The organism is Ruminococcus albus AD2013 (assembly GCF_000526775.1).
In the GTDB taxonomy this organism is placed as follows: domain Bacteria; phylum Bacillota; class Clostridia; order Oscillospirales; family Ruminococcaceae; genus Hominimerdicola; species Hominimerdicola alba_A.
Genome location: NZ_JAGS01000001.1, coordinates 1,037,937 through 1,060,798 on the forward strand (window position 1 = coordinate 1,037,937; position 22,862 = coordinate 1,060,798).

At 43.4% G+C, this 22,862-nt stretch carries 25 protein-coding genes; 18 read left to right on the forward strand and 7 right to left on the reverse strand.

Going from position 1 to position 22,862, the window contains the following annotated elements; translation table 11 throughout:
* The first annotated feature begins 448 nt into the window (after positions 1-448).
* The 5 genes from N773_RS0104640 (at position 449) to N773_RS21755 (ending at position 3,995) form a co-directional block, all read left to right on the forward strand.
* Positions 449-1,156, forward strand: a complete 708-nt coding sequence (locus N773_RS0104640) for a LytR/AlgR family response regulator transcription factor (RefSeq protein WP_196231600.1) — start codon at positions 449-451, stop codon at positions 1,154-1,156.
* Positions 1,156-2,433: a sensor histidine kinase gene (locus N773_RS0104645; protein WP_024856699.1), complete on the forward strand. Its 1,278-nt coding sequence runs from the start codon at positions 1,156-1,158 to the stop codon at positions 2,431-2,433. The genes N773_RS0104640 and N773_RS0104645 overlap by 1 nt, the downstream gene beginning before the upstream one ends.
* A 98-nt stretch (positions 2,434-2,531) precedes the next feature.
* Positions 2,532-3,113 (forward strand): accessory gene regulator ArgB-like protein, encoded by a 582-nt coding sequence (locus N773_RS0104650; protein WP_024856700.1) that lies wholly within the window; start codon positions 2,532-2,534, stop codon positions 3,111-3,113.
* Positions 3,110-3,712 carry a hypothetical protein gene (locus tag N773_RS0104655; protein WP_024856701.1) on the forward strand — a complete coding sequence of 201 codons (603 nt, stop codon included), beginning with the start codon at positions 3,110-3,112 and terminating at the stop codon, positions 3,710-3,712. Before N773_RS0104650 ends, N773_RS0104655 begins: the two co-directional genes overlap by 4 nt.
* Positions 3,713-3,842: 130 nt before the next feature.
* On the forward strand, positions 3,843-3,995 hold the full coding sequence (locus N773_RS21755; RefSeq protein WP_080678301.1) for a cyclic lactone autoinducer peptide: 153 nt from the start codon (positions 3,843-3,845) through the stop codon (positions 3,993-3,995).
* Positions 3,996-4,178: 183 nt separating this feature from the next.
* On the opposite strand, the gene N773_RS0104665 is transcribed toward N773_RS21755, so the two are convergent.
* The 7 genes from N773_RS0104665 to N773_RS0104695 form a co-directional block, all read right to left on the reverse strand.
* Positions 4,179-4,667 carry an acyl-CoA thioesterase gene (locus N773_RS0104665; protein ID WP_024856702.1) on the reverse strand — a complete coding sequence of 163 codons (489 nt, stop codon included), beginning with the start codon at positions 4,665-4,667 and terminating at the stop codon, positions 4,179-4,181.
* Between the two features lie 13 nt (positions 4,668-4,680).
* Positions 4,681-5,862 (reverse strand): DNA polymerase beta superfamily protein, encoded by a 1,182-nt coding sequence (locus N773_RS0104670; RefSeq protein ID WP_043538030.1) that lies wholly within the window; start codon positions 5,860-5,862, stop codon positions 4,681-4,683.
* A 4-nt stretch (positions 5,863-5,866) separates the two neighbouring features.
* A complete protein-coding gene (locus N773_RS0104675; RefSeq protein WP_024856704.1) occupies positions 5,867-7,963 on the reverse strand; it encodes a glycogen debranching protein in 2,097 nt (698 codons plus the stop codon).
* Positions 7,964-8,194: 231 nt separating this feature from the next.
* Entirely contained in the window at positions 8,195-8,797 is a 603-nt protein-coding gene (locus N773_RS0104680; RefSeq protein WP_024856705.1) for a pentapeptide repeat-containing protein, read from the reverse strand.
* A 137-nt stretch (positions 8,798-8,934) separates the two neighbouring features.
* Positions 8,935-9,897, reverse strand: a complete 963-nt coding sequence (locus N773_RS0104685) for an SPFH domain-containing protein (protein WP_024856706.1) — start codon at positions 9,895-9,897, stop codon at positions 8,935-8,937.
* A 19-nt stretch (positions 9,898-9,916) separates the two neighbouring features.
* On the reverse strand, positions 9,917-10,354 hold the full coding sequence (locus N773_RS0104690) for an NfeD family protein (protein WP_024856707.1): 438 nt from the start codon (positions 10,352-10,354) through the stop codon (positions 9,917-9,919).
* Between the two features lie 206 nt (positions 10,355-10,560).
* A complete protein-coding gene (locus N773_RS0104695) occupies positions 10,561-11,094 on the reverse strand; it encodes a flavin reductase (protein WP_024856708.1) in 534 nt (177 codons plus the stop codon).
* A 364-nt stretch (positions 11,095-11,458) separates the two neighbouring features.
* Between N773_RS0104695 and N773_RS0104700 the strand changes: the two genes are divergently transcribed.
* From N773_RS0104700 to N773_RS0104760, 13 genes are all read left to right on the forward strand, one after another.
* Positions 11,459-12,688, forward strand: coding sequence for an argininosuccinate synthase (locus N773_RS0104700; protein ID WP_024856709.1), 1,230 nt, complete (start codon positions 11,459-11,461; stop codon positions 12,686-12,688).
* A gap of 39 nt (positions 12,689-12,727) precedes the next feature.
* Positions 12,728-13,159 (forward strand): pentapeptide repeat-containing protein, encoded by a 432-nt coding sequence (locus tag N773_RS0104705; RefSeq protein ID WP_013498718.1) that lies wholly within the window; start codon positions 12,728-12,730, stop codon positions 13,157-13,159.
* 150 nt (positions 13,160-13,309) lie between these two features.
* Positions 13,310-13,747, forward strand: coding sequence for a C-GCAxxG-C-C family protein (locus tag N773_RS0104710; protein WP_024856710.1), 438 nt, complete (start codon positions 13,310-13,312; stop codon positions 13,745-13,747).
* Between the two features lie 21 nt (positions 13,748-13,768).
* Positions 13,769-15,142 (forward strand): argininosuccinate lyase, encoded by a 1,374-nt coding sequence (gene argH / locus N773_RS0104715; protein WP_024856711.1) that lies wholly within the window; start codon positions 13,769-13,771, stop codon positions 15,140-15,142.
* Positions 15,123-15,590, forward strand: a complete 468-nt coding sequence (locus N773_RS0104720; RefSeq protein ID WP_024856712.1) for a hypothetical protein — start codon at positions 15,123-15,125, stop codon at positions 15,588-15,590. The genes argH and N773_RS0104720 overlap by 20 nt, the downstream gene beginning before the upstream one ends.
* A gap of 21 nt (positions 15,591-15,611) precedes the next feature.
* Positions 15,612-16,565 (forward strand): N-acetyl-gamma-glutamyl-phosphate reductase, encoded by a 954-nt coding sequence (argC, locus tag N773_RS0104725; protein WP_024856713.1) that lies wholly within the window; start codon positions 15,612-15,614, stop codon positions 16,563-16,565.
* An 18-nt stretch (positions 16,566-16,583) separates the two neighbouring features.
* Positions 16,584-17,921: a glycoside hydrolase family 3 protein gene (locus N773_RS0104730; RefSeq protein ID WP_024856714.1), complete on the forward strand. Its 1,338-nt coding sequence runs from the start codon at positions 16,584-16,586 to the stop codon at positions 17,919-17,921.
* A 12-nt stretch (positions 17,922-17,933) separates the two neighbouring features.
* Positions 17,934-19,232 (forward strand): bifunctional glutamate N-acetyltransferase/amino-acid acetyltransferase ArgJ, encoded by a 1,299-nt coding sequence (argJ, locus tag N773_RS0104735; protein ID WP_043537788.1) that lies wholly within the window; start codon positions 17,934-17,936, stop codon positions 19,230-19,232.
* Between the two features lie 46 nt (positions 19,233-19,278).
* A complete protein-coding gene (locus N773_RS0104740) occupies positions 19,279-20,088 on the forward strand; it encodes a TraX family protein (RefSeq protein WP_024856716.1) in 810 nt (269 codons plus the stop codon).
* Between the two features lie 9 nt (positions 20,089-20,097).
* The gene (locus tag N773_RS0104745) at positions 20,098-20,730 is read left to right on the forward strand and encodes a GyrI-like domain-containing protein (RefSeq protein WP_024856717.1); all 633 of its coding nucleotides are present in this window, start codon (positions 20,098-20,100) and stop codon (positions 20,728-20,730) included.
* Between the two features lie 38 nt (positions 20,731-20,768).
* Complete coding sequence (argB, locus tag N773_RS0104750; RefSeq protein ID WP_024856718.1) at positions 20,769-21,632, forward strand: acetylglutamate kinase; 864 nt, start codon at positions 20,769-20,771, stop codon at positions 21,630-21,632.
* Positions 21,632-22,282, forward strand: a complete 651-nt coding sequence (locus tag N773_RS0104755) for a hypothetical protein (RefSeq protein WP_024856719.1) — start codon at positions 21,632-21,634, stop codon at positions 22,280-22,282. Before argB ends, N773_RS0104755 begins: the two co-directional genes overlap by 1 nt.
* Before the next feature lie 23 nt (positions 22,283-22,305).
* Entirely contained in the window at positions 22,306-22,848 is a 543-nt protein-coding gene (locus tag N773_RS0104760; protein ID WP_024856720.1) for a YcxB family protein, read from the forward strand.
* Positions 22,849-22,862 lie beyond the last annotated feature (14 nt).

Below are 22,862 nucleotides of genomic sequence, written 5' to 3' on the forward strand. Positions count from 1 at the left end.
AGGCTTTTGCGATGGAGCTATCCACAGTCATGCCGCGGATAATAAATATGAGATTTATGACTATATCGAAGTTTACCTAACAAATCACAATGATTCATTATAGATTTAAGTATATCATATTAAATTTTTATTTCAATAGCTTGTACATGAACTGCAAATTTAGGTGCACAAGGTGTTTCGGCGTTAATTAATTAGTATTATTATGCACACATTAAATTCACATATCACATTGTCAGACTAATATAACTTAACAAAGCGTAATTTCGCGTTGCCCTTAGTAATCTTTGTTCACAAAAAATTGACAATCGACTGATTTAAAGATTTATCGCGGAAAAAATCATCGAAAGTGTGTACAAGATGAGAAAATTATAATATCAATACTTGATTATTGTAAGAATGAATGATATACTAAAATATCAGAGTACTGTAAAGGAAGGTGACAGCCTTGGTGAATATAGCGATCTGTGATGATGAAAAGTCCTATGTTGATACCCTGCTGAATGACATTACTGAAATATACGGTGAGAACAACAGCTTTCATTTCAGATCATTCAACAGCGGTGAGGATATAATTTCAAATTTTTCGAGAGGTGAATTTGATATTATCTTCATGGACATTGAAATGAAAGAGCTTGACGGTCTTAAAACTGCAGAATATATACGCTCAATCGACCGTAACGTTATACTTGCATTTCTTACGAATTATGACAAGTTCGTATATTCGGGTTATGAGGTGAACGCTTTTCGTTATATACTGAAAGATCAGGCACGTCCGATATATCTTAAACAGATCAAGGACACGATCGACGAGTACAGCAGGAAGTTCAAGTACATAACTATATATCTGAATGATGTTCTGCAGAAGCTTATGATAGATGATATTTACTACATCGAAGTATACTCCCGGGAGATAATAATCCATCTGGCGGATAAATGCCACAGGACAACAGGAAAACTCAAAGACTACGAGAATAGTTTCAAAGGTATGTATTTTGCAAAGCCGGACAAGAGTCATCTTGTGAATGCAGCTAACATTGATTTCGTAGAAAAGGACAGGCTGCTTTTGAAAAACGGTGAGCATCTTTACATAAGCCGCAAGCATTACAAGGAGATCGTTGATGCTTTTGTCGATTACACGAAAAGCAGGTGTATCTGATGAGCAGGACGGAATTGATAGCTGAACTGCTGAACAATGCCGCTGAATCAGTGATAATAGTATTCTTTCTGTACAAAATATTCAAGGAAAAATACTATCACGGTTCTAAGGGAATAGCGCTGATGACTGTGATATCCATATTGGTATTTTCGGCGTTGTCATTCTTTACAGTCGTACCTTTGCTTAATCTTGGTGCAACTCTGCTGATACTTGTCCTTACTTCTCGTATATGGTTCAACGTGAGCATGATAGAGCGATTATTTTACTCGGTGATGTTCATTGTGATAGCTCTTGTATCGGAATTTCTGCCTATGACAGTGCTGTATATGCTTGATATGGGAACTCCGATAGATCAGCTTTCCTCCGGACGCGGGCGGTATATAGGTATGATACTGTCAAAGATATTCATGTTCTGGATATCGGTATATATCATAGAATACCTTAAAAACAAGACCCGTTCGATCCCCCTCAGAAACTGGATGGCCATATTTCTAACGCCTTTTTTCAGCATATTTATACTGTACTGTATGTTCGACCCCAACAGGGTCAGCAGAAAGGACACGATAATTTTTATATCATCGGCGGTAGGATTACTGGCGGTAAACCTCTTTGTGTTCGACTTTTTCGATGTGTATGCAAATCAGCTTAAAATGGCGCTGATGGAACAGCAGCTGAAAAACGATGAAGATAATTACAAGCTTATTGAGGACAAGTACAATGAGATACGAACGCTCAGGCATGATTTTAAAAATCAGATAGCAGTTGCGAACGATATGTTCGAGAAAGGTCGGACAAGAGAGGCTATAAAGCATCTGAACGATCTGCAGGACAAGCTTTCGGAAACAAGCGGAGTATGCTACACAGGGATATCCTCGGTGGATTCCATAGTAAATCTGAAATGGCAGGAAGCTTTGAAACACGATATCGAGTATGTTACTCAGATAACGGTAAGCGACAAGATAGAGCTGGACGATCTTCTGCTTTGCAGGATATTTGCTAATCTTCTGGATAATTCTATAGAGGGATGCGAAAGATACACAGGTGACAACAAGTTTATCAGCATAAGGATAAGCCAGATAAACGGCAACCTGCATATCAGCATCTCAAACTCTTCCAATCAGGTAGATGTGGATGATCTGAGAACAGAAAAAAGCGATCTATCTGCCCACGGCTTAGGGGTAAAAAGCATCAAAAAGGCTGTGGAAGAACTTAACGGGATAATTACTTTCAAATGCGAATGTGAAGTTTTTTCGGTTGATATTATAATAAAGTATTAACTAAGCTGCACTTCATGCACGATTAATCATACTTCATGCAAAACTAATTGAAAAAATGAATAAAACACGCTATACTGTTTGCAGGCGGTGAAAATGATATGATCTCCAGACTAGCAAAAAGTACAGCGTGTTTTTTTGTTGACAACAAAATAATCGAAGAGGAAGATGCTGAAGTTTATTCCTACGGAATGGAACTGCTTTTATCGACAGTGTTCAACTTTGCCGTTGCGATAGCTATTGCAGTTATAACAAGATCTTTTATTCCGTGCCTTGTGAACCTCACAGCCTTTCTGACACTTCGGGTAAATGCAGGAGGATACCACGCAGATACACATCTCGGATGTACAATGACTCTGGTATCGGTGATGCTTGTGTTTATATTTGCCGAGAAGAATATATCCGAAACGGCAATGTATTTTAGTTCGCTGCTTATGCTGATGCTTTCAAACACAATTATCATAATGCTTTCCCCCGTGGAACACCACAACAAACCTCTGGATGACGATATGAAGATCAGACTCAGGAACAAGTCGGTTTTATGGGCAGGGATATGGACGGTGTTCTGCATATTATTTGCTATATTCGATGTGCATTACTGTTTTTACGCTGCATCGGGCGTGTTTACGATCGCACTTGCTATGATCGCGGAGAAAATCAAACGTAAGGAGAAAATTGGATGAGAAACCAGGTAAAAGACAAACTTATAAATGATTACAACGAACTGAATTATCATACAGACGATACGTTCACGAAGTATCGCTTTACTTACAACGGTGTTTATGTACACGTTTATTTTGACGCTTATGACTATCAGGCTCTTTCACTTTCTGTGATACTTATATACGAGAGGGATTATTATTACACCTCGCTTAATGTTGACGATACGGATACTAACGTGGAATACCTTCATAAGATACCTTTAGGTATACTAAGAAGGATCCTTGTAAATAAAAAGCTGGACGATATGTTTGCACAACTTGAAGCGCATATACTTAACAGCACTCCCGAAGAGGGACGTTATACCAACGACAAGCTTTTCAGCAGTACGCTGAAATTTTCAGGAAAGAGAAAGGATCTGCCTTTCTGGAAGAGCATAAAACACGTTAGAATGAGCGATGATACACTAAACAGGCTGAAAGTGACATCGAATATTAGTTTAAGTACTCTTAAAAAGATACAGTCCAGAAATATGACTCTGGTCAAGACACAATTTCCAAAGGACAGGAAAAACATTAAAATGATACTTGATTCAAAGGGAATAGATCTTGAACTGAGATAATAAAAAATTCTCAGGCTTACAGAATATGTACTGGTGATGGTAATTTCCGGCAATCTGGAAACGCGGCTGTTTGGTAATTTACGGCCGCAGTTGTCGGGATTATACATAAAATTTCAAAGGAGTGGGATTTATGAAAACAATGAAAAAACCAATTGTAAAGTGCGGCACGGCTTTGGCATCACTGGCACTGAAAGTTGGTGTAAGCACCAACAAACAGGCCTGCATATTCTGGTATAATCAGCCAAAAGAACCCAAAGGTATTAGTAAATTCCGCAAACCATAGCGGAGTTTATCAAATACAATATGTAACACCCGATCTTTGCTTTCAGCCGGCAGCCCCTCTGAACTGTCGGCTGTTTGCGCGGATCAGGGCAAGTGATCTCCGAGATCCTCTATTTAAATGTAAAACAAATACCGCCTCGGCATTGATGATGCTGAAGCGGTATTTGTTTTTATATTACTTTTTTCAGAAGCCCTCGGCAGTTCTTTGCTTGCGGATAGCGATGCGTTTTCTTGCGCCCTCGTATTCTGCCTGTTCGGTTATTCCCTCAGGGATAATGCCATATTCGATCGGCTTGGGTCTACCGTTTTCATCAACGTGAACGCAGGTAAGATAGGCGTGATTTATGGCCCTGCGTATACCCGAACCCTTATCTTCAACATAGGTATCGACACGCACTTCCATTGAAGTTCTGCCTACGTAAGTCACCTTTGCTATTAGCACGACTATATCATTGATAAAAGCACCGTGCTTGAATTTCAGGCTGTCCACCATAAGAGTGACGGCATCACCGCCGCAGTGGCGCATAGCGGCTACACCTGCGGCCTCATCTATCCATTCCATCAGTCTTCCGCCGAAAAGACGGTTTCCACCGTTGATATCACGGTACTGGATAAGCTTGGTTATCTCGGTGATGGAGTCCGAGACACGTTTATCGCCTTTGGGATAAGGCATGATCGTTTCCTCCTTACGGTTTTGGTGATAGAAGATATTTCATGTGGATATCGGAAAGAAGTCGGCTAACCTTTGCATTATCCGGTCTTTCGGGAAGCTTGCTGTTTTCATATGCTGTCAGGAGTTTTTTATCCATATGATTAACCATATCGAAAAACTCAGGTGAAAGAGTGTTCTGTTCGGAGTTGAAGTACTCCCCTGTTTTGATGCTCATGAGAAGGTCGTGTTCCTTTTCACGGTATGTTATTATCTCGCCGCGGGTAAGGATATCCTCTGCCATAAAATAGAGTCTCAACAGGTGCATCGCGTGTTTGTTCAGATGGTAGCTATCCTTTTTATGGTTACGGTGTCCGAGATGCTTATTGAACTCCTTAACGCAGGAAGTTATCTCATTAGTGACGACGCTGAATTCATTGGCAGGAAGCATATCAATATTGAGTGAAAAGCACAGCTGCACTTCTTCATCGCTGATCGGCTTGCCGTCTACGGTTATCTCAGTGACGGTATCGTTGAAAAGCACACCCACATCATAGGCATCAACAGGAGTGCCGTTGACGGTTATCTTATTGCCGCTCATGTCTGTGACAAACATTTTCAGGCACTCACGCTTATAATGTTTGCATTCCTCTTCAAGATGGCGCTGTATGCGTTCGATGGAATCAGCTAGGGATATGCTTTTGAATACATTTGAGCCGTTATCCTTGCCGATGGCATTTTTAAGCCGCTGGAACTGACCTCGGGCGTATCCCGCGAATGAACCGTAGGCGAGTTTGCTCAGAAAGATCTCGCGGTTATCGAGAAGAAGTTTACCGTACTCACTTACCATAGCGTAATGTTCGGGCTTACAGCCAAGCATTTCGATGGTGTTTGGATTGCATTTATAGAACAATGCGACTATCTTTCCGAGAACATAAAGTGTGGTATCGGTAGTTCGGTCGATGTACTGTTCAAATCCGTTCGCACCGTAGATATAGTGTTCGTTCTGCTTCGCTTTATCTTCCACGATAAAACCGCAGCCGAGCAGATCAGCAGGTTCGGGCAGTACTATGCCGCGAATATCGATATCCGATTCGGGAGTATTCAGCCCGTAGGATATACTTCCTCCGAAAGTCAGCAGTGCTATTCGTTCGCCAAGGAAGGGATCGCTTTTAAGAAAGCAGTATTCAGGTGCGGAAATCACTGTGTTTATATCCATGGTATCACCTGTAAAGCCCAAGTTTCTTGATGGCAGATGCTACAATGACGCTCCTGGGCTTTAAACTGTATTTATTGCCGTTCCGATAAATAAGGGCATTGAAATCCGTGCCCTTTTTGTAGGGAACAAAGGTATAGAAATCAATATTCCAGTCATAGCCCTCGGGTAGTGCGGGGAGTTCGATGGAACATTCCTCCCAGTAAGCATTTATGCCGATGAATACGGCATCATCGTTGCCTTTTTGATCCTTGCCGGCGAACATTACACCGATAACGTGGTCGTGATCGTTGGTATTTTTGTTCCATGCAGTGGTATTGTGTATGCTGGTATCGGGAAAACCGAAAGCGCCTTCATTGGTGGCGTGTCTTATTACCTCATGCTTTTTTCGGAAAGCTATCATATCACGGACAAAATCATGTATCTCGCGGAATTTTTTCAGCCTTGACCAGTCAAGCCATGATACTTCGTTATCCTGACAATAGGCATTGTTATTTCCGAACTGGGTGTTGCAGAATTCATCGCCTGCATAGAACATGACTGCTCCCCTGCTGAAAAACAGAGTTGCAAAGGCGTTCTTTATCATTCTCATACGCAGACCCATTACCTCGCGGTCATCGGTTTCACCCTCATATCCGCAGTTCCAGCTGGTCACACTGTTATCACCGTCTGTATTGTTCCAGCCGTTGGCTTCGTTATGTTTGGTATTATAAGAGTAGAGGTCGTACATTGTGAATCCATCGTGGCAAGTCAGGAAGTTGACAGAAGCGTTATGGCAGCGCTCAGGCGGATAGAGGTCGGCTGAGCCTGTTATCCTCTGTATTGCAGCCCACGCCATACCGTTATCGCCTTTAAGGAAACAGCGCAGATCATCACGGAAACGCCCGTTCCATTCTGCCCATCTGTTCCACGATGGAAAGCTTCCCACCTGATAAAGCCCGCCTGCGTCCCATGCCTCTGCTATAAGCTTACAGCCACTGAGAATGGGATCGTATGCAATGGTTTTAAGCAGGGGCGGATTCTCCATGGGAGTACCGTCCTCACTTCTGCCGAGGATAGATGCAAGATCAAAACGGAAACCGTCAACACGGTATTCAATTACCCAGTAGCGCAGACAGTCAATAATAAACTGCTGGACTATGGGGTGATTACAGTTCATGGTATTACCACAGCCGCTGAAATTTACGTACTTGCCGTTAGGTGCAAGCATATAATATACGCTGTTATCAATTCCTTTGAAAGAAAATACAGAACCGTCCTCGTTACCCTCGGATGTATGGTTGAAAACAACATCAAGAAAAACAAGTATTCCGTTTTCGTTACAGGTACGGATAAGATTTTTCAGTTCGTCGCCCTCATGATTATACTCGACCTTTGAGGCATAGCTGGTGTTCGGAGCGAAAAAGCAGGTGGTATTATAGCCCCAGTAATTCATCAGCAGATTTCCGTCATGTTGGCGTTCCTCGTAGAGTTCGTCGAACTCAAATACAGGCATAAGCTCGATAGCGTTCACACCAAGCTTTTTCAGGTAGGGTATCTTCTCGATAACGCCGTCAAAAGTACCGGGGTGTGCTACACCCGAAGTCAGGCTGTTGGTGAAGCCCCTGACATGAAGTTCATAGATAACGAGATCGCTGAACGGAATATTATGACTGACGAAATTTCCCCAGTCAAATTTATCAGTGGTTATCCTGCCGTGATAGCTGCCGTCGCCGGGTGCTTTTTTGCCCCATACGCTCTGTCCTGTAACTGCCCTGGCATAAGGATCGAGGATATTCTTTTTTTCGTCGAAAAGCAGACCTTTTTCAGGTGCGTATTCACCCGAAAAACGATAGCAGTATTCTATTTCAAATATATCAAGTCCGTAGATCATGATAGACCATGTATCACCTATGCGATAGCTGTCGGGAATAGGGACAATGGCAAAGGGTTCAGTATTCCCGCGCCTGAAAAGTACTACGGAGCAGCCTGTGGCTTTGGAGGAATGGATAGTGAAATTAACAGCATGGAGCATAGCAGAAGCACCATTCAGGGTATATATACCAGGTCGGCATTCAAATCCTGCGATGACATCGGTAGCTTTGTAGGTAGACGAATTTTTCATTATATCACAGCCTTAATTCAATAATTATAGTATGATAATATAGCAAAGTGAATATATCATATAATTGATTATATACCATTTTGTACAAATTTTCAATTGAATTTTTGTATAAAAAATGACCGCTATATTTGGTCAAGCGGTCACGGGATAGTATGAATTGATGTTATCATTTTACGAAAGCATCACAGAATACCTTGAGATTTGGGAGATTTTTAAGAAAACAAACACAGCTCACTTTACTATCAGACCAAGGAGCTTTGCAAGGTCGGCTGCCTGTTCGTAAGTTACTGTAACGCCCCGAAGTTCGGATAGTTCGCGTGAAAGGACAATGCCAGAAATATCACACTTTGTGAAATCTGCACCTCGCATTTTTGTTATAAACATTTCGGCGCCGACAAGCTTTACATCTTTAAAGGCTGTTCTTTTTAATTCGGCGCGGGAAAGCAGCGCCCCCGACATATCGCATTCGGTAATGGAACAGCTTTCAAAGGAGGATTCGGAAAAAAGTCCGTAAGCGAAGGAACTGGTTTTCAGTGTGGACTGCTTGAATACAGCACGTCCAAAATCTGCGCCGTTAGCCTTACAGCCCGAGAATTCACAATCCTTGAAATAGCAATCACCAAGTTTGCAGTTTGAAAGATCGCATTTATCAAATTTGCAGCCGTAGAAACAGGCTTTGGTCAGATCGCACTGAATGAAACGACAGCCTTTGAATACGACCTCGGAAAATTCAAAGCCGCTTATATCCTCGGAAGCTATGGTTTCGCGTTCATATTCGGCATTTTTGATCTCCATATCCTGATCTCTGACTTTTGAAATATCATCTGTAAACATAATTTATCACCCGAAATATCATACCATATTATTTTATAAATGTAAAGGACTTGTGCAGTAAAACATTTCATATCAAGGGTGTTTACTTGACAGTCTTCATTATAACAAAAAAGCCGCCCGAAGGCGGCTTGAAATTATCACTGAGTATCCTTAACGATCTCCTTGAGACCTGTTGCAAGACCTGCAAGACTCTGTATCTCACTGGGGATAATGATCTTGGTTGCCTTGCCGTCAGCTGCCTTGCTGAATGCTTCAAGGCTCTTGAGCTGGATAACTGCTTCATTAGGATTAGCAGCATTCAGCTTTACGATACTATCAGCCAGTGCGCGCTGTACCATATCGATAGCCTGCGCTTCACCTTCTGCTTCGAGTATCTTCTGCTCCTTGACTGCGTCTGCACGGAGTATCATTGACTGCTTTTCAGCCTCAGCGGCAAGGATCTGGGATTCCTTGTCAGCCTGTGCACGGAGTATCTTGGACTCCTTCTCACCTTCTGCAACAAGTATCTGGGACTTCTTTTCAGCCTCAGCCTGAATGACTTTTTCACGTCTTTCACGGTCAGCCTTCATCTGCTTTTCCATGGCATCCTGGATCTCTCTGGGAGGGATGATGTTTTTCAGCTCAACACGCTGCACCTTGATGCCCCATCTGTCGGTAGCTTCATCGAGGATAGCAGTGATACGAGTGTTGATGATATCTCTCGAAGTAAGAGTTGCTTCGAGGTCGAGGTCGCCGACGATATTTCTCAGTGTGGTAGCTGTGAGGTTCTCGATAGCGGAGATAGGTCTTTCAACACCGTATGTGAACTGCATAGCGTTGGTTATCTGGAAGAAAACAACGGTATCTATCTGCATGGTAACGTTATCCTTGGTGATAACGGACTGGGGTTTGAAGTCAACTACCTGTTCCTTGATGGATACTTTCTTGGCAACTCTATCGATAAAAGGAACCTTAACATGGAGACCTGTGCCCCATGCTGCGTGGAATGTACCGAATCTTTCAACGACATAAACATATGCCTGGGGTACTATCTTGATGTTGGAGATTATCACCAACACGATAAATGCGATAAGTATCAGTACAATTAATAATGGACTCATTTCTTCTTTACCTCCGAATTTAATTCTTATTTGTTACAATTAGTTTTGCGCCCGAGACTTCGACTACGCTTACGGTAGCGCCTTTCTCTATTTTGCTCCCGTCTGCGGAAACAGCCGACCAGTCAGTGCCGTCCAATCTGACTCTGCCTTTATTCAGACTGTTGTCGATGCTCTCGATGACCTGTGCTGTCTTACCGACATCAAGTTCAAAATTCGTGGGAACAGCAGTCATCTTGACTTTTTTTGCAAGTGGTCTTGTCGCTATCAGGAAGATTATCGAAGCGATCACGAACACTGCAAACTGAGTCACGAACGATAGCTTCGCTATAGCACAGAACATAGCCGCAAGAGCGCCCAGTGCGAACCAGATGCTCAGCAATCCTGCACCGTTTGCGATCTCGATGATCACAAAGAAAACGAATGCTACTGCCCAGATGATGATGTAAGTGGTAGCCATAAACAGATCAACTCCTTTCCTGTTCTGAAAAATATATTTCTCTCTGCGGCTTTAAATTACCGCAACATAATTATAACATAATTTTTGGATTTTTTCAATAGGTAAATTCGTATAACAGAAAAAATTTTGCTGACAGAAAAGTGATAGAAAAACAGCCGATCTATCAAGTAATACGACTTGTCATATAAAAAATCATATCAAGCGATTTACTTTACATATACTTTCCTGATTATGCCGATATACTGCACATGGTAATCCCCTGCGGCGTAGTTCGCCTCGATAAGGTCTTTGTTGATGAAACTTTCGGCATTCATCTGCTGGACGTATGCTTTTTCACAGACGAATACGAGCTTTGCCTGTTCAAAAGTAACAGAACCATCAGTTTCAACGGGAACAAGCCCTGTTTCAGCGGATTTATCGCAGTCTCTTCCGCTGTGAGAGCCGCAGAAAGCCAGCGCTTTTCTCTCAGATTCATCAAAGAAGCTTATTGTAAAGGTATTTTCCTTGTCAAGAAATTCTTTAGTGTATCTCTGGGGTCTGATAACTGTGGTGAAAGTCTGCTTTCCCCACATGATGCCTGCAAATCCCCATGAAGCTGTCATAGTGTTCCAGCTGTTCCCGGTTCCTGCGGTAACAAGGAACCAGTCCTTGTCTATCATCTTATATGGATCAAAACCCATTGTGTGGAGTTCAGAGGGGTCAACCTCTTTAAAACCATATTTCTCAGTAAGTATGCTCATTTTCCGTTCCGCCTTTCGCGTAAGATTTATGCCTTATACAAGCATGATACTATTATACTCCATATTTTATGAAAATGCAACCGTTTTGTAATTGCTTTTTTACAGAAATGGTGCTATAATGTTCTATATGTAGGGCGTTTTTGTCTTGGGATATCTGTATGCAGTGTTGATGATTTTTTCATAATATGCATGATATTCTGCATATTATACCGATTTATGCACGATATTCATCAAAAATTTGCATATTCGTGTAATTTTATGCGTAAAACCCCTTGACAAATCCGAATAATGGTGTATAATATGATTATTGTTTGACATACTATTCACCTTATGCCTGAATTTTTTATTTTTGGAGGAATACATCATGGCTAAAGAAATCAAAAAAGTTGTACTCGCTTACTCGGGCGGACTTGATACTTCTATCATCATTCCGTGGCTGAAGGAAAACTACAATAACTGTGAAGTTATCGCAGTTTCAGGCGACGTTGGACAGGGCACCGAGCTTGACGGTCTGGAGGAGAAGGCTATAAAGACAGGCGCTTCCAAGCTGTACATCGAGGATCTTACAGAAGAGTTCATCACTGATTACGTTTACCCCACCGTACAGGCTGGCGCTGTTTACGAGAATCAGTATCTGCTGGGTACTTCCTTTGCTAGACCTATCATCGCTAAGAGAATAGCTGAGATCGCTATCAAGGAAGGCGCTGACGCGATCTGCCACGGCTGCACCGGCAAGGGCAACGATCAGGTAAGATTCGAGCTGGCTATCAAGGCATTTGCTCCCGATATGCAGATCATCGCTCCCTGGAGAATCTGGGATATCAAGTCCAGAGATCAGGAAATCGACTATGCTGAGGCACACAACATTCCTCTGAAGATAAACAGAGAGACTAACTACTCCAAGGATAAGAACCTGTGGCACCTTTCCCACGAGGGTCTTGATCTTGAAGATCCAGCAAACGAGCCTCAGTACGAGAAGCCCGGTTTCCTGGAGCTGGGTGTATCTCCCATTCAGGCACCCGACAAGCCCACTTATGTTACTATCCACTTTGAAAAGGGTATCCCTACCGCTGTTGACGGCGTTAAGATGGGCGGCAAGGATCTCGTTGCAAAGCTGAACGAACTGGGCGGCGCTAACGGTATCGGTCTTGCAGACCTCGTTGAAAACAGACTTGTTGGTATGAAGTCCAGAGGCGTTTATGAAACTCCCGGCGGAACTATCCTGTACAAGGCTCACGAGATACTCGAGACTATCACCATCGACAAGGAGACCGCAAGAATGAAGAGCTACATCGGCATCAAGTTTGCTGATATAGTTTACAACGGTCAGTGGTTCACACCTCTGAGAGAAGCTCTGAGCGCATTCGTTACCGAAACACAGAAGAACGTTACAGGTGACGTTAAGCTGAAGCTGTACAAGGGCAACGTTATCAATGCGGGCGTTACTTCTCCTTACACCCTGTATGATGAGGAAGTTGCTACTTTCGATGAGGATGACGTTTACAATCAGGCTGATTCCGCAGGATTCATCAATCTGTTCGGTCTGCCTATCAAGGTTCGCGCTAAGCTTGAACAGAAGAGAAACAATAAGTAATCTTACGCCTAAAAAAATCTTTTATTAGGAGGTCATAGTATGTCAGACAAGAATCCTTACTTTGAACCGGGCTTCGACAAAAAAGTTGAGATATCTTACGATAATCTTCCCAATTCTTCTTTTGAAGACGTTAATCTGGGCGGTGCGACGTTTACAAATGTCAATCTGAAAGGCTCAAACTTTGAAGATGTCAACATGGACGACACAATTTTTGACAACATCAGTATGCAGAACACCAGATTCACCGATATGTACATGGTAAATTCCCGTTTCCTGGGCGTTAACATAAGCGGTTCGCGTTTTGGCTGTTCTATCATGAACAATGTTGAATTCAAGAATCCTGATCTGAAGAATTCTCAGTTCATACATTGTGACCTCACAGGTGTTGAGATCAGCGACTGCAAGATCGACGGTCTTAAGATCAACGGCATCGATATCCAGAAACTTCTGGAGCAGCACGATAAGGATTGATCGTCCGTTTGACGGACGCTAGCAGGTGTTCGGGCAGAATAACTCCTTGGTTCGGGTTATTTTGCCCATGCCTGTTTATACAGACTGCCCTGCGCAGGACGGTCTGTATAAGCAGACTAAACGATCATTAATAATACTAGGAGAAGTATCATGACACATAAAGACAAGGCTTTGAGTCTTTTTAGTCAGGGTTTTCATTGTTCTCAGGCTGTTCTTGGTGCTTTTGCAGAAGAGCTTGGTATAAGCGATGAACTTGCTCTCAGCGTCAGCGGAAGTTTCGGCGGCGGTATGCGGAACGGCGAAGTCTGCGGAGCCTGCACTGGAGCACTGATGGCGATAGGTCTGAAATACAGATTTACTAAAGCCGATGATATTGGCAGCAAGGAAAAGAACAACACTGTTACATCGGAATTTATGAGAAAATTCAAGGAAAAGAACGGCTCTTTTCTTTGCAGAGAGCTTCTTGGATATGATCTTTCAGATCCGAAGCAGCAGGCTGAGGCTCGAGAAAAATGTATGTTTACGGAATTCTGCCCGAAGATGGTCGCTAGCGCCGTTGAGACAGCAGAAGAACTTATGAATGAATAAATAAAAAGGACGGTAAGTAAAATGGCTGGAAAAATGTGGGCAGGACGTTTCACTAAAGAGGTAGACGAGAGGGTAAATGATTTTAATTCATCTATCTCATTCGACCACAGAATGTACAAGCAGGATATCGAAGGTTCTATTGCACACGCTACTATGCTTGGCGAGTGCGGTATAATCGATATTGAGGAGAGCAAAAAGATAGTTGAAGGTCTGAAGGGCATACTGGCTGATATCGACAACGGAAAACTGGAGTTTGATCCCACTGCCGAAGATGTGCATATGTTCGTTGAAGCTGAGCTGACTTCAAGACTTGGTGATACAGGCAAGAGACTTCACACTGCAAGATCGAGAAACGATCAGGTGGCACTGGATATAAGAATGAATCTGAAAGTTGAGACTGACGAGATAATCGCACTGGTAAAAGAGCTGGAGCAGACTATACTCAATATGGCAGAAAAGCATCTGACCACAGTAATGCCCGGATATACCCATATGCAGAGGGCTCAGCCCATAACTTTCGCACATCATCTGATGGCTTATGCGAATATGCTGCTGAGAGACCTGGGCAGACTTGAAGACTGCAAGAAAAGACTTAACATAATGCCTTTGGGCAGTGGCGCTCTGGCTTCGACTACTTACCCTATCAACAGACAGAGAGTATGTGATATACTTGGTTTTGATGAGATAACACAGAACTCGCTGGACGGCGTTTCGGACAGAGATTTCTGCATTGAGCTTGCATCTGCTATATCCATGCTGATGATGCACCTTTCAAGATTCTCAGAAGAGATAATACTCTGGTGTTCATGGGAGTTCAAGTTTGTTGAACTGGATGATGCCTATGCAACCGGTTCTTCCATAATGCCTCAGAAGAAAAATCCCGATGTTACCGAGCTTATCAGAGGTAAGACGGGCAGAGTTTACGGTGATCTGAATACTCTGCTGGTAATGATGAAGGGTACTCCCCTTGCATACAACAAGGATATGCAGGAAGACAAGGAAGCTATCTTTGATGCAGTTGATACCGTTAAGCTTTGTCTGAAAACATTTATACCCATGCTGGATACTATGACAGTTCTTAAAGAAAATATGAGAAACGCTGCTGCAAGAGGTTTCATTAACGCTACCGACTGCGCAGACTATCTGGTAAAGAAGGGTATGCCTTTCAGAGATGCTTACAAGATAACAGGTACTCTGGTACATACTTGTATCGAACTGGGCTGCACTCTTGAAACTCTGCCTATGGAGGAATACAAGAAGCTTACCGATACTTTTGATAATGATGTTTACGGAGCAATAAGCCTTGATACCTGCGTTATGCAGAGAAAGGCTGTGGGCGGTCCCGCTCCTGAATCGGTAAAGGCACAGATAGCGTATGTACGTGAAAGGATTTGATAAGATAAGGCAGAGCGAAAGGCTAAGCGCAGCGGCGATATTCCTGCTGTGGCTGGTTTTCGGGGCAGGGCTGGTACTTCTGGTAGACAAAGTCATACCAAGTATACTGACTCTTATGCTGGCATTCGGATTTATATATCCCGCAGGGTGTCTGGTGATGTTTTTCAGGCTCTGCAAAAGACACGGAGTTATGTGGTACTTCCCTGCCGCCGTGATAACAGCGAATGTTATCATGTACGCCGCATGGGGTACTTACAGGGCGATTATCCCGAATATGATAGTTCTTACGGTGCTATGTGTGTTATTCGGCTGCGGACTGGGCGGCTGTTTCGCGGACAAGGAAGCTGTCAGGGCTTACCGTGAAAACAGACGTTTGAAAAAACTCGGTGAAGACAAGCCTTATTCTTCGATAGTAGATGACAAAGAAGTCAGAAAAAACAAGAAATGATCTTTTGGGAAGTGTGACGTTATGAGCAATAAATTCAAGGTTTTTATAGATGGCAAAGCAGGAACTACAGGTCTGAAAATATATGAGAGACTTGGTAAGCGCGACGATATCGAGATACTGCTGATAGATGAAGACAAGCGCAAGGACAGCGCAGAACGAGCTAAGATGATAAACAGTGCGGATATTGTATTTCTCTGTCTCCCGGATGCAGCTGCTAAGGAAGCTGTTGCACTGTGTACTAATCCCGAAACAAGGATAATCGACGCTTCTACCGCGCACAGGATCGACCCTGCATGGGATTACGGTTTCCCCGAGCTTTCTGAAAAGCACAGAGAGAACATTCGCAAATCAAAGAGAGTTGCTAACCCCGGCTGTTATGCAAGCGGTTTCATATCTCTTGTTTATCCGCTGATACAGGCAGGTGTTCTGCCTGAGGATTATCCTGTAACCTGCCATGCGGTATCGGGTTACAGCGGTGCCGGCAACAAAATGATAAACGTGATCGAGAGCGATGAAAAGACCTTTGAGATGAATTCCCCCAGACAGTACGCACTTGGTCAGCAGCACAAGCATCTTCCCGAAATGCAGAAGATATGCGGCATGAAATACGCTCCCATGTTCAACCCTATCGTTGACGACTATTACAGCGGTATGGTAGTGAGCGTTCCTCTGGTAACAAGATGCCTGACAAAGAAGTACACTCCCGCGGAGATACACGAGATAATGACCGCTCACTATGCAGGTCAGCATTTTGTAAAGGTAATGGAACTTGGCGGCACAGAAACACTGGCTGATGGTTTCCTTGCGGCAAATACACTGGCTGATACCAACAATATGCAGATATTTGTATGCGGAAACGACGATCAGATACTGCTGTGTTCGAGATTTGACAATCTCGGAAAGGGCGCAAGCGGCGCTGCTATGCAGAATATGAACATCATGCTGGGCATTGATGAAACCACAGGTCTTGAATAGATTATTTAAGGTGAATTTATGAAAAAAACGTTCGCTGCAGCATTGGCACTTTTAATGACAATATCAATGGCGTCATGCGGCAATTTCGGAAGACCCGATCCTAAGACCCTTGAAAGGGCAAACGAAGATCAGGATTCTTCACGGAGAAGTCTTGTTGATGAGATGTTCACATCTGACGAGGAAAGCTCAGCAAACGATAACGCTGAGTGCACCATCGAAGATGACCCCGAAAATTTTGTAAAAGTCACTGTCGAGAACATGACCCTGGAAGAAAAGATCGGACAGCTTTTCTTTGTGAGGGCTGATGCACTGGAAACAGGATATGAAAACAAAGTCGTAAATGACGATAATATCGGCGGAGTAACTTATGTTGATGATATGATGATCGATGCTCTCAAAAAGTACCATGTGGGCGGAGTTGTCCTGATGGAAAAGAACATCATAGACGAAGACAAGCTGGTTAAATTAACTTCTGATCTTCAGTCGAATTCCGATTATCCGATTTTTATCGGTGTTGAGGAACTAGGCGGTGAATTGGCGCCTATCGCAAACAACATGAATTTCGATGTTGCTTTATTCGGTAATATGAACGAAGTCGGTAAAACCGCCACAGCGGCAAATGCAAAGAAGGTCGGCAAAGCTATCGGCAAATATCTTTCTGGCTATGGCATAAATCTGGACTTTGCGCCGATCGCAGATGTTTCGGATGACGAAGAAAAAGTTAAAGCCAGCAATTTTGCGGCTGACCCTGTGATGGTCGGTGAAATGGCAGAAGCTGAGATAGAAGGTCTTCACGAAGCTGGTGTTATGACGGCTGTAAAGCACTTTCCAGGATACGGTGACGCTGTGACGAACAAGAAAAACGTTCCCGTCAACAATATGTCGTGGGACGAGATAATGGTGGACAGCGGTCTTGCTTTTGCAGGGGCACTTGAAAAAACTGATATGCTGATGGTGGGACATATAATGCTTCCCGAGGTCAGCGACGATGGTCTTCCCGCTTCGATGTCACAGCAGATAATTCAGGACAAAATAAGAGATGAAATGAAATTCAGGGGCGTTGTAATAACAGATGCGATGTCGGCTAAATGCATAACAGAAAACTACGTTAAGCGCGAGATCGCTGTAAATGCCATAATCGCAGGAGCTGATATCATACTGATGCCTTACGACCTGGATGAAGCTTATGACTCGGTGCTGACTGCTGTAAAGGACGGCAAGATAAACGAAGCAAGAATTAATAAGAGTGTTGAGAGAATACTCTGGCTAAAAGTTAAAAACCATCTTTTTGATGACAGAGCTGAAAAGTCTGATGATTCGTCAAAAGACACAGACAGTGATTCATCGGAAAGGTAAGGAGAGATAGATATGAAAGAAATAAACAAGGTCGTATACAACGGCTACAAATATATCGATGGCGGCGTTTGTGCTGCTAAGGGTTTCAAAGCAAACGGTCTTTACTGCGGCATAAAGAAGGCAATGGATGCAGCTGAGACTCCTGACGGAAATGAAAGCCCTGTTTCAAACACCAAGCCTGATCTTTGTCTGGTGGCATCTGACGTTATGTGCAGTGCTGCGGCTGTTTTCACACAGAACAAGGTAAAGGGTGCGCCTGTAACTGTTTCGCAGAAGCATCTTGAAAAGACAGGCGGTAAGGCTCAGGGATTTATACTGAATTCAAAGAATGCCAACACCTGCAACGCTGACGGTGAAGCTAAGGCACTGAAAATGTGCGAACTGGCTGCAAACAAGCTGGGCATCAAGACCGAGGAAATGCTTATCGCTCAGACAGGCGTTATCGGTCAGATAATGCCGATAGAGCCTGTTGAAAAGGCTATGGACGATCTTTACAGCGGACTTGCTTATGACGGCAATGAAAAGGCTGCCATCGCAATAATGACTACCGATACCGTAAAGAAAGAGGTAGCTGTAGAGTTCGAGATAGACGGAAAGACCTGTCACATAGGCGGCATGGGCAAGGGCAGCGGCATGATACATCCTAACATGGCTACTACACTGAATGTCATCACCACTGACTGCGCAGTTAGTCCCGAGATGCTGAAAAAGGCTCTTAGTGAGATAGTTAAGGTAACTTACAACTGTCTTTCGGTTGACGGAGATCAGTCCACAAACGATACCTGTGCTGTTATGGCTAACGGTCTTGCAGGAAACAATGAGATCAATGCCGAGGGCGCTGATTTCGACAAGTTCAAGCAGGGTCTGTTCATCATAATGAGCAACATCACAAAGATGCTGGCTAAGGACGGCGAAGGCGCTACCAAGCTGCTGGAATGCAATGTATGCGGTGCTAAAGATCAGGACGATGCTATCATCATCGCTAAGAGCGTTATCTGTTCTCCCCTGTTCAAGTGTGCTATGTTCGGTGCTGACGCTAACTGGGGACGCATACTGTGTGCCGTCGGTTATGCAGATGCTGAGTTCGATATAAACAAGGTAGATGTTAAGATCGCATCAAAGCAGGGCGAGATACACGTTTGCGAGAACGGTGCGGGTATACCTTTCTCAGAGGAAGAAGCCAAGAAGATACTGCTCGAAGACGAGATATTCATAAATGTATGCGTAGGTGACGGCGAGGGCAAAGCCACTGCTTGGGGCTGTGACCTTACATATGATTACGTTAAGATAAACGGCGATTACAGAAGTTAAGAAATAAAAATAGTTCTGTAAATATCAAAAGAAAGGACAGCAGAATATGGAAAACACACTCGGAAATGTTTTTGCGCCGTCTGAGGAACGCGGATTCATCAACCGCAACGCGCTGAAATACATAGTTATCGTGGCTATGCTGATAGACCACATAGCTGAATTGTTCGAGAGTTCGATCGACCCTACAGTATACCACATAATGAGGTTCATAGGCAGACTTACGGGTCCGACCATGGCATTCTTTCTGGCGGAGGGTGCCAAGTATACGCGGGATATAGCTAAATATCAGAAAAGGCTTGCGATATTTGCTGCGGTATCATGGCTGCCATTCCTTTTCGCAAACATGGGACCCCAAAAGCTTATTTCGGCTCCATTTAATTTGATTTTTCAGAGTGTAATTTTCACGCTATTTCTGGGAATAACGGCTATCAGGCTTTGGAACAGCAATAGGTATGACAAACAATCGAAGATCATATTGACAGTTGGGCTATGTCTTATCTCGGTTATAGGCGATTGGCCGATAATGGATGTTCTTGCGCCGCTGTTTATGTATCTTTACAAAGATGATAAGAAGAAGCGTTACATCTCGGTTACGCTTACTTACCTGCCGCTGATGCTGATGGTTATCATATTAAGCGGCATAGATAAGGATTTGCATACTTTAGGTGCCGTCATTTCAAACGGTTGGCAAAAAAACTGGCATCAGGTGGGTGTACTTATGGTACCGCTGATAATAATTTTCTGCTACAATGGAAAAGGCGGAAAGAAGAATGCTTTCAACAAGTGGTTCTTCTATATATTCTACCCTGCACATCTGCTGATACTGGGCATCATTAAATGGGTAGTGCTTGCATAAGGAGTTAATATGGCTTTCGATTTCAAGAAAGAATACAAAGAGTATTATATGCCGCCGAAAAAGCCTGTTATCGTCGATGTTCCCGAAATGAGCTACATCGCGGTGAGGGGCAAGGGCGACCCGAATGAAGAAGACGGCGAATACAAGCAGGCTGTCGGGGTGCTGTATGCTGTGGCGTACACGCTGAAAATGAGTTACAAGGCCGACCATAGAATAGAAGGATTTTTTGAGTATGTAGTACCTCCGCTGGAAGGTCTGTGGAAGCAGGACGGTTCGGACAGCATAGATTATTCCCACAAGGACGGCTTTCAGTGGGTCGCGATGATACGTCTGCCCGACTTTATAACCAAGGCGGACTTTGAGTGGGCGGTGGAAACTGCCACGAAAAAGAAAAAGCTTGACTGTTCAAAGGCTGAATACCTCACGCTTAATGAGGGGCTTTGTGTGCAGATGATGCATATCGGTTCTTACGATGACGAGCCCGCATCTGTTGAGATGATGAACAGATTCATCGCAGAACAGGGTTATGTCAATGATATATGTGAAGAAAGACAGCATCACGAGATCTATCTTTCAGACCCGCGAAAAACTGAGCCCGCGAAGCTCAAAACGGTCAGCAGGCACCCTATTAAAAAAGGCTAATAATTTCCCATAAGGGATAATATAAAGGAAGATGTAAAATGGATATTTCAAACAGCATAAGAAGTCAGATACTCAGTGATGCTTTGCCTTACATACAGAAGTATCACGATAAGGTAGTTGTTGTAAAATACGGCGGAAATGCCATGACTAACGAAGCTCTTAAAGAGGCTGTCATGAGCGATATCGTTCTGCTTAGCGAAGTTGGCATAAAGGTCGTGCTGGTACACGGCGGCGGCCCCGAGATAAATGCTATGCTCAAGAGAGTCGGCATTGAGAGCAAATTCATCAACGGTCTGAGATACACCGACAAGGAGACTATGGATATAGTCAAGATGGTACTTTGCGGCAAGCTTAACAAGGAGCTTGTATCGGCTTTGCAGCTTCACGGCGGAAATGCACTGGGACTCTGCGGATGCGACGGCAGATTGATCATCGCTGATAAGCTTGACCGTGATGACGGCGAGGACTACGGCTATGTCGGTGAGATAAAGAAGGTCACCACAAAGCCCATACTTGACGCACTGAAAGATGGCTATGTGCCGATAATCTCCACTGTAGGTATCGGCGAGGACGGACAGAGCTACAATATCAATGCTGATACTGCGGCTTCGAGAATAGCTTCCTGCCTGAGAGCTGAAAAGCTTATACTCATGACAGATATCGTTGGTCTGCTGAAGGACAAGGACGATGACAGCACACTTATCCCTCAGGTAAATGTGAGCGAAGTGCCTTTCCTGAAGAAGTCGGGCATAATCAGCGGCGGTATGATACCCAAGATAGACTGCTGCGTGGAGGCAGTCAGACGCGGCGTCAAGAGGACCTCCATAATCGATGGCAGAGTTCCCCACTCGATACTTATCGAGCTGCTTACAAATGAGGGCATCGGTACACAGTTCAACTGATGGACAAAAATTACAAGCCATACATTAAGAATGTTACCGAAGAGTATGATGATTCCGCTGAAGGATACAAAATGCGGGACGAGATGAAAGCTTACAGGAAGAAAACGTTCCTGAGTTGGACGATCGGATTATTTTTAGCAGTGAATTTATTCTTGCTCCTCCCTTATGGATCTGCGCTGATAGTTGACTTCAAAAAGATACTCATGAATGAACCTCCTCATGCAAATCTGAAAGAAGTGCTCCCCTATGTTGGCTTACCGATTATCGTAACTGCGATCATGTCTTTGTTGATAGGATTTGTGAAGTACGATGGTGCTCTAAAATCACAATACTCTCCGTACAAACAATATAATATCCGCAAACCCGATGAATATCTGAGGTATAAAAATACTTTCAGATTTACGGAAACAAGTGTTTTCTTTGATGGAAGGTATATATTCGGGCGTATGTTTTACAAAGACATTGAGATATTTGTGACCGATGACTATTATTATATAATACATGATAATGGATATATAATGCAAGACTATGAAAATATAATACAAGATAATAAAAAATACCGAATGGACATAAACGGTTTTGAATGCGAGCCTGAGCAATTTCTTAATTTTATGGAGAGCAAAGGGGTAAGAGTTATTACCGATAAATAACCGTTCTGAAAGGAGAAACAATGATGATAGTACTGTTTCAGAACAGCACGACCGTGAAATCAGAAAGCAACAAATCTGATTATGACATAATCCACGAGAACAATGAACTCAACAGGAGAAAGAAAAAGCTTCGCTACGGTGTTACTTTTGCAGTTGCTTTGCCACTGTTTATTATGATATACGGTCTGATGCTGCCAAGACTTTTCCAAACTTACACCACTGCGAGTGCAATATTCCTTATATGCATTGCGATAGGTTATCTGCCATCGGAGATGATAGTGAGGTCGGTTTTCGGCAAGGGTACCGGAACAGGAGAAGTTATGAGCGGACCGAAGATATTCAAATACGTTTTCACGGATGAAAAAATAATGGTAACCCGCGACTTTGATACGATAAATATACCCTACAGCGGTATCGAAAGGGTAACTCAGAATCCCTACTATTTCAACCTTTATTTTATGGGTAATAAGTATACCATAGATAAGCAAGGTTTCACCTGCCCTGTTACTGAATTTGAAAAGCTGATGTATGATATGGGCAAGGAAATCGAGATAGAATTAAGCTAAAAAAATAAATCGAT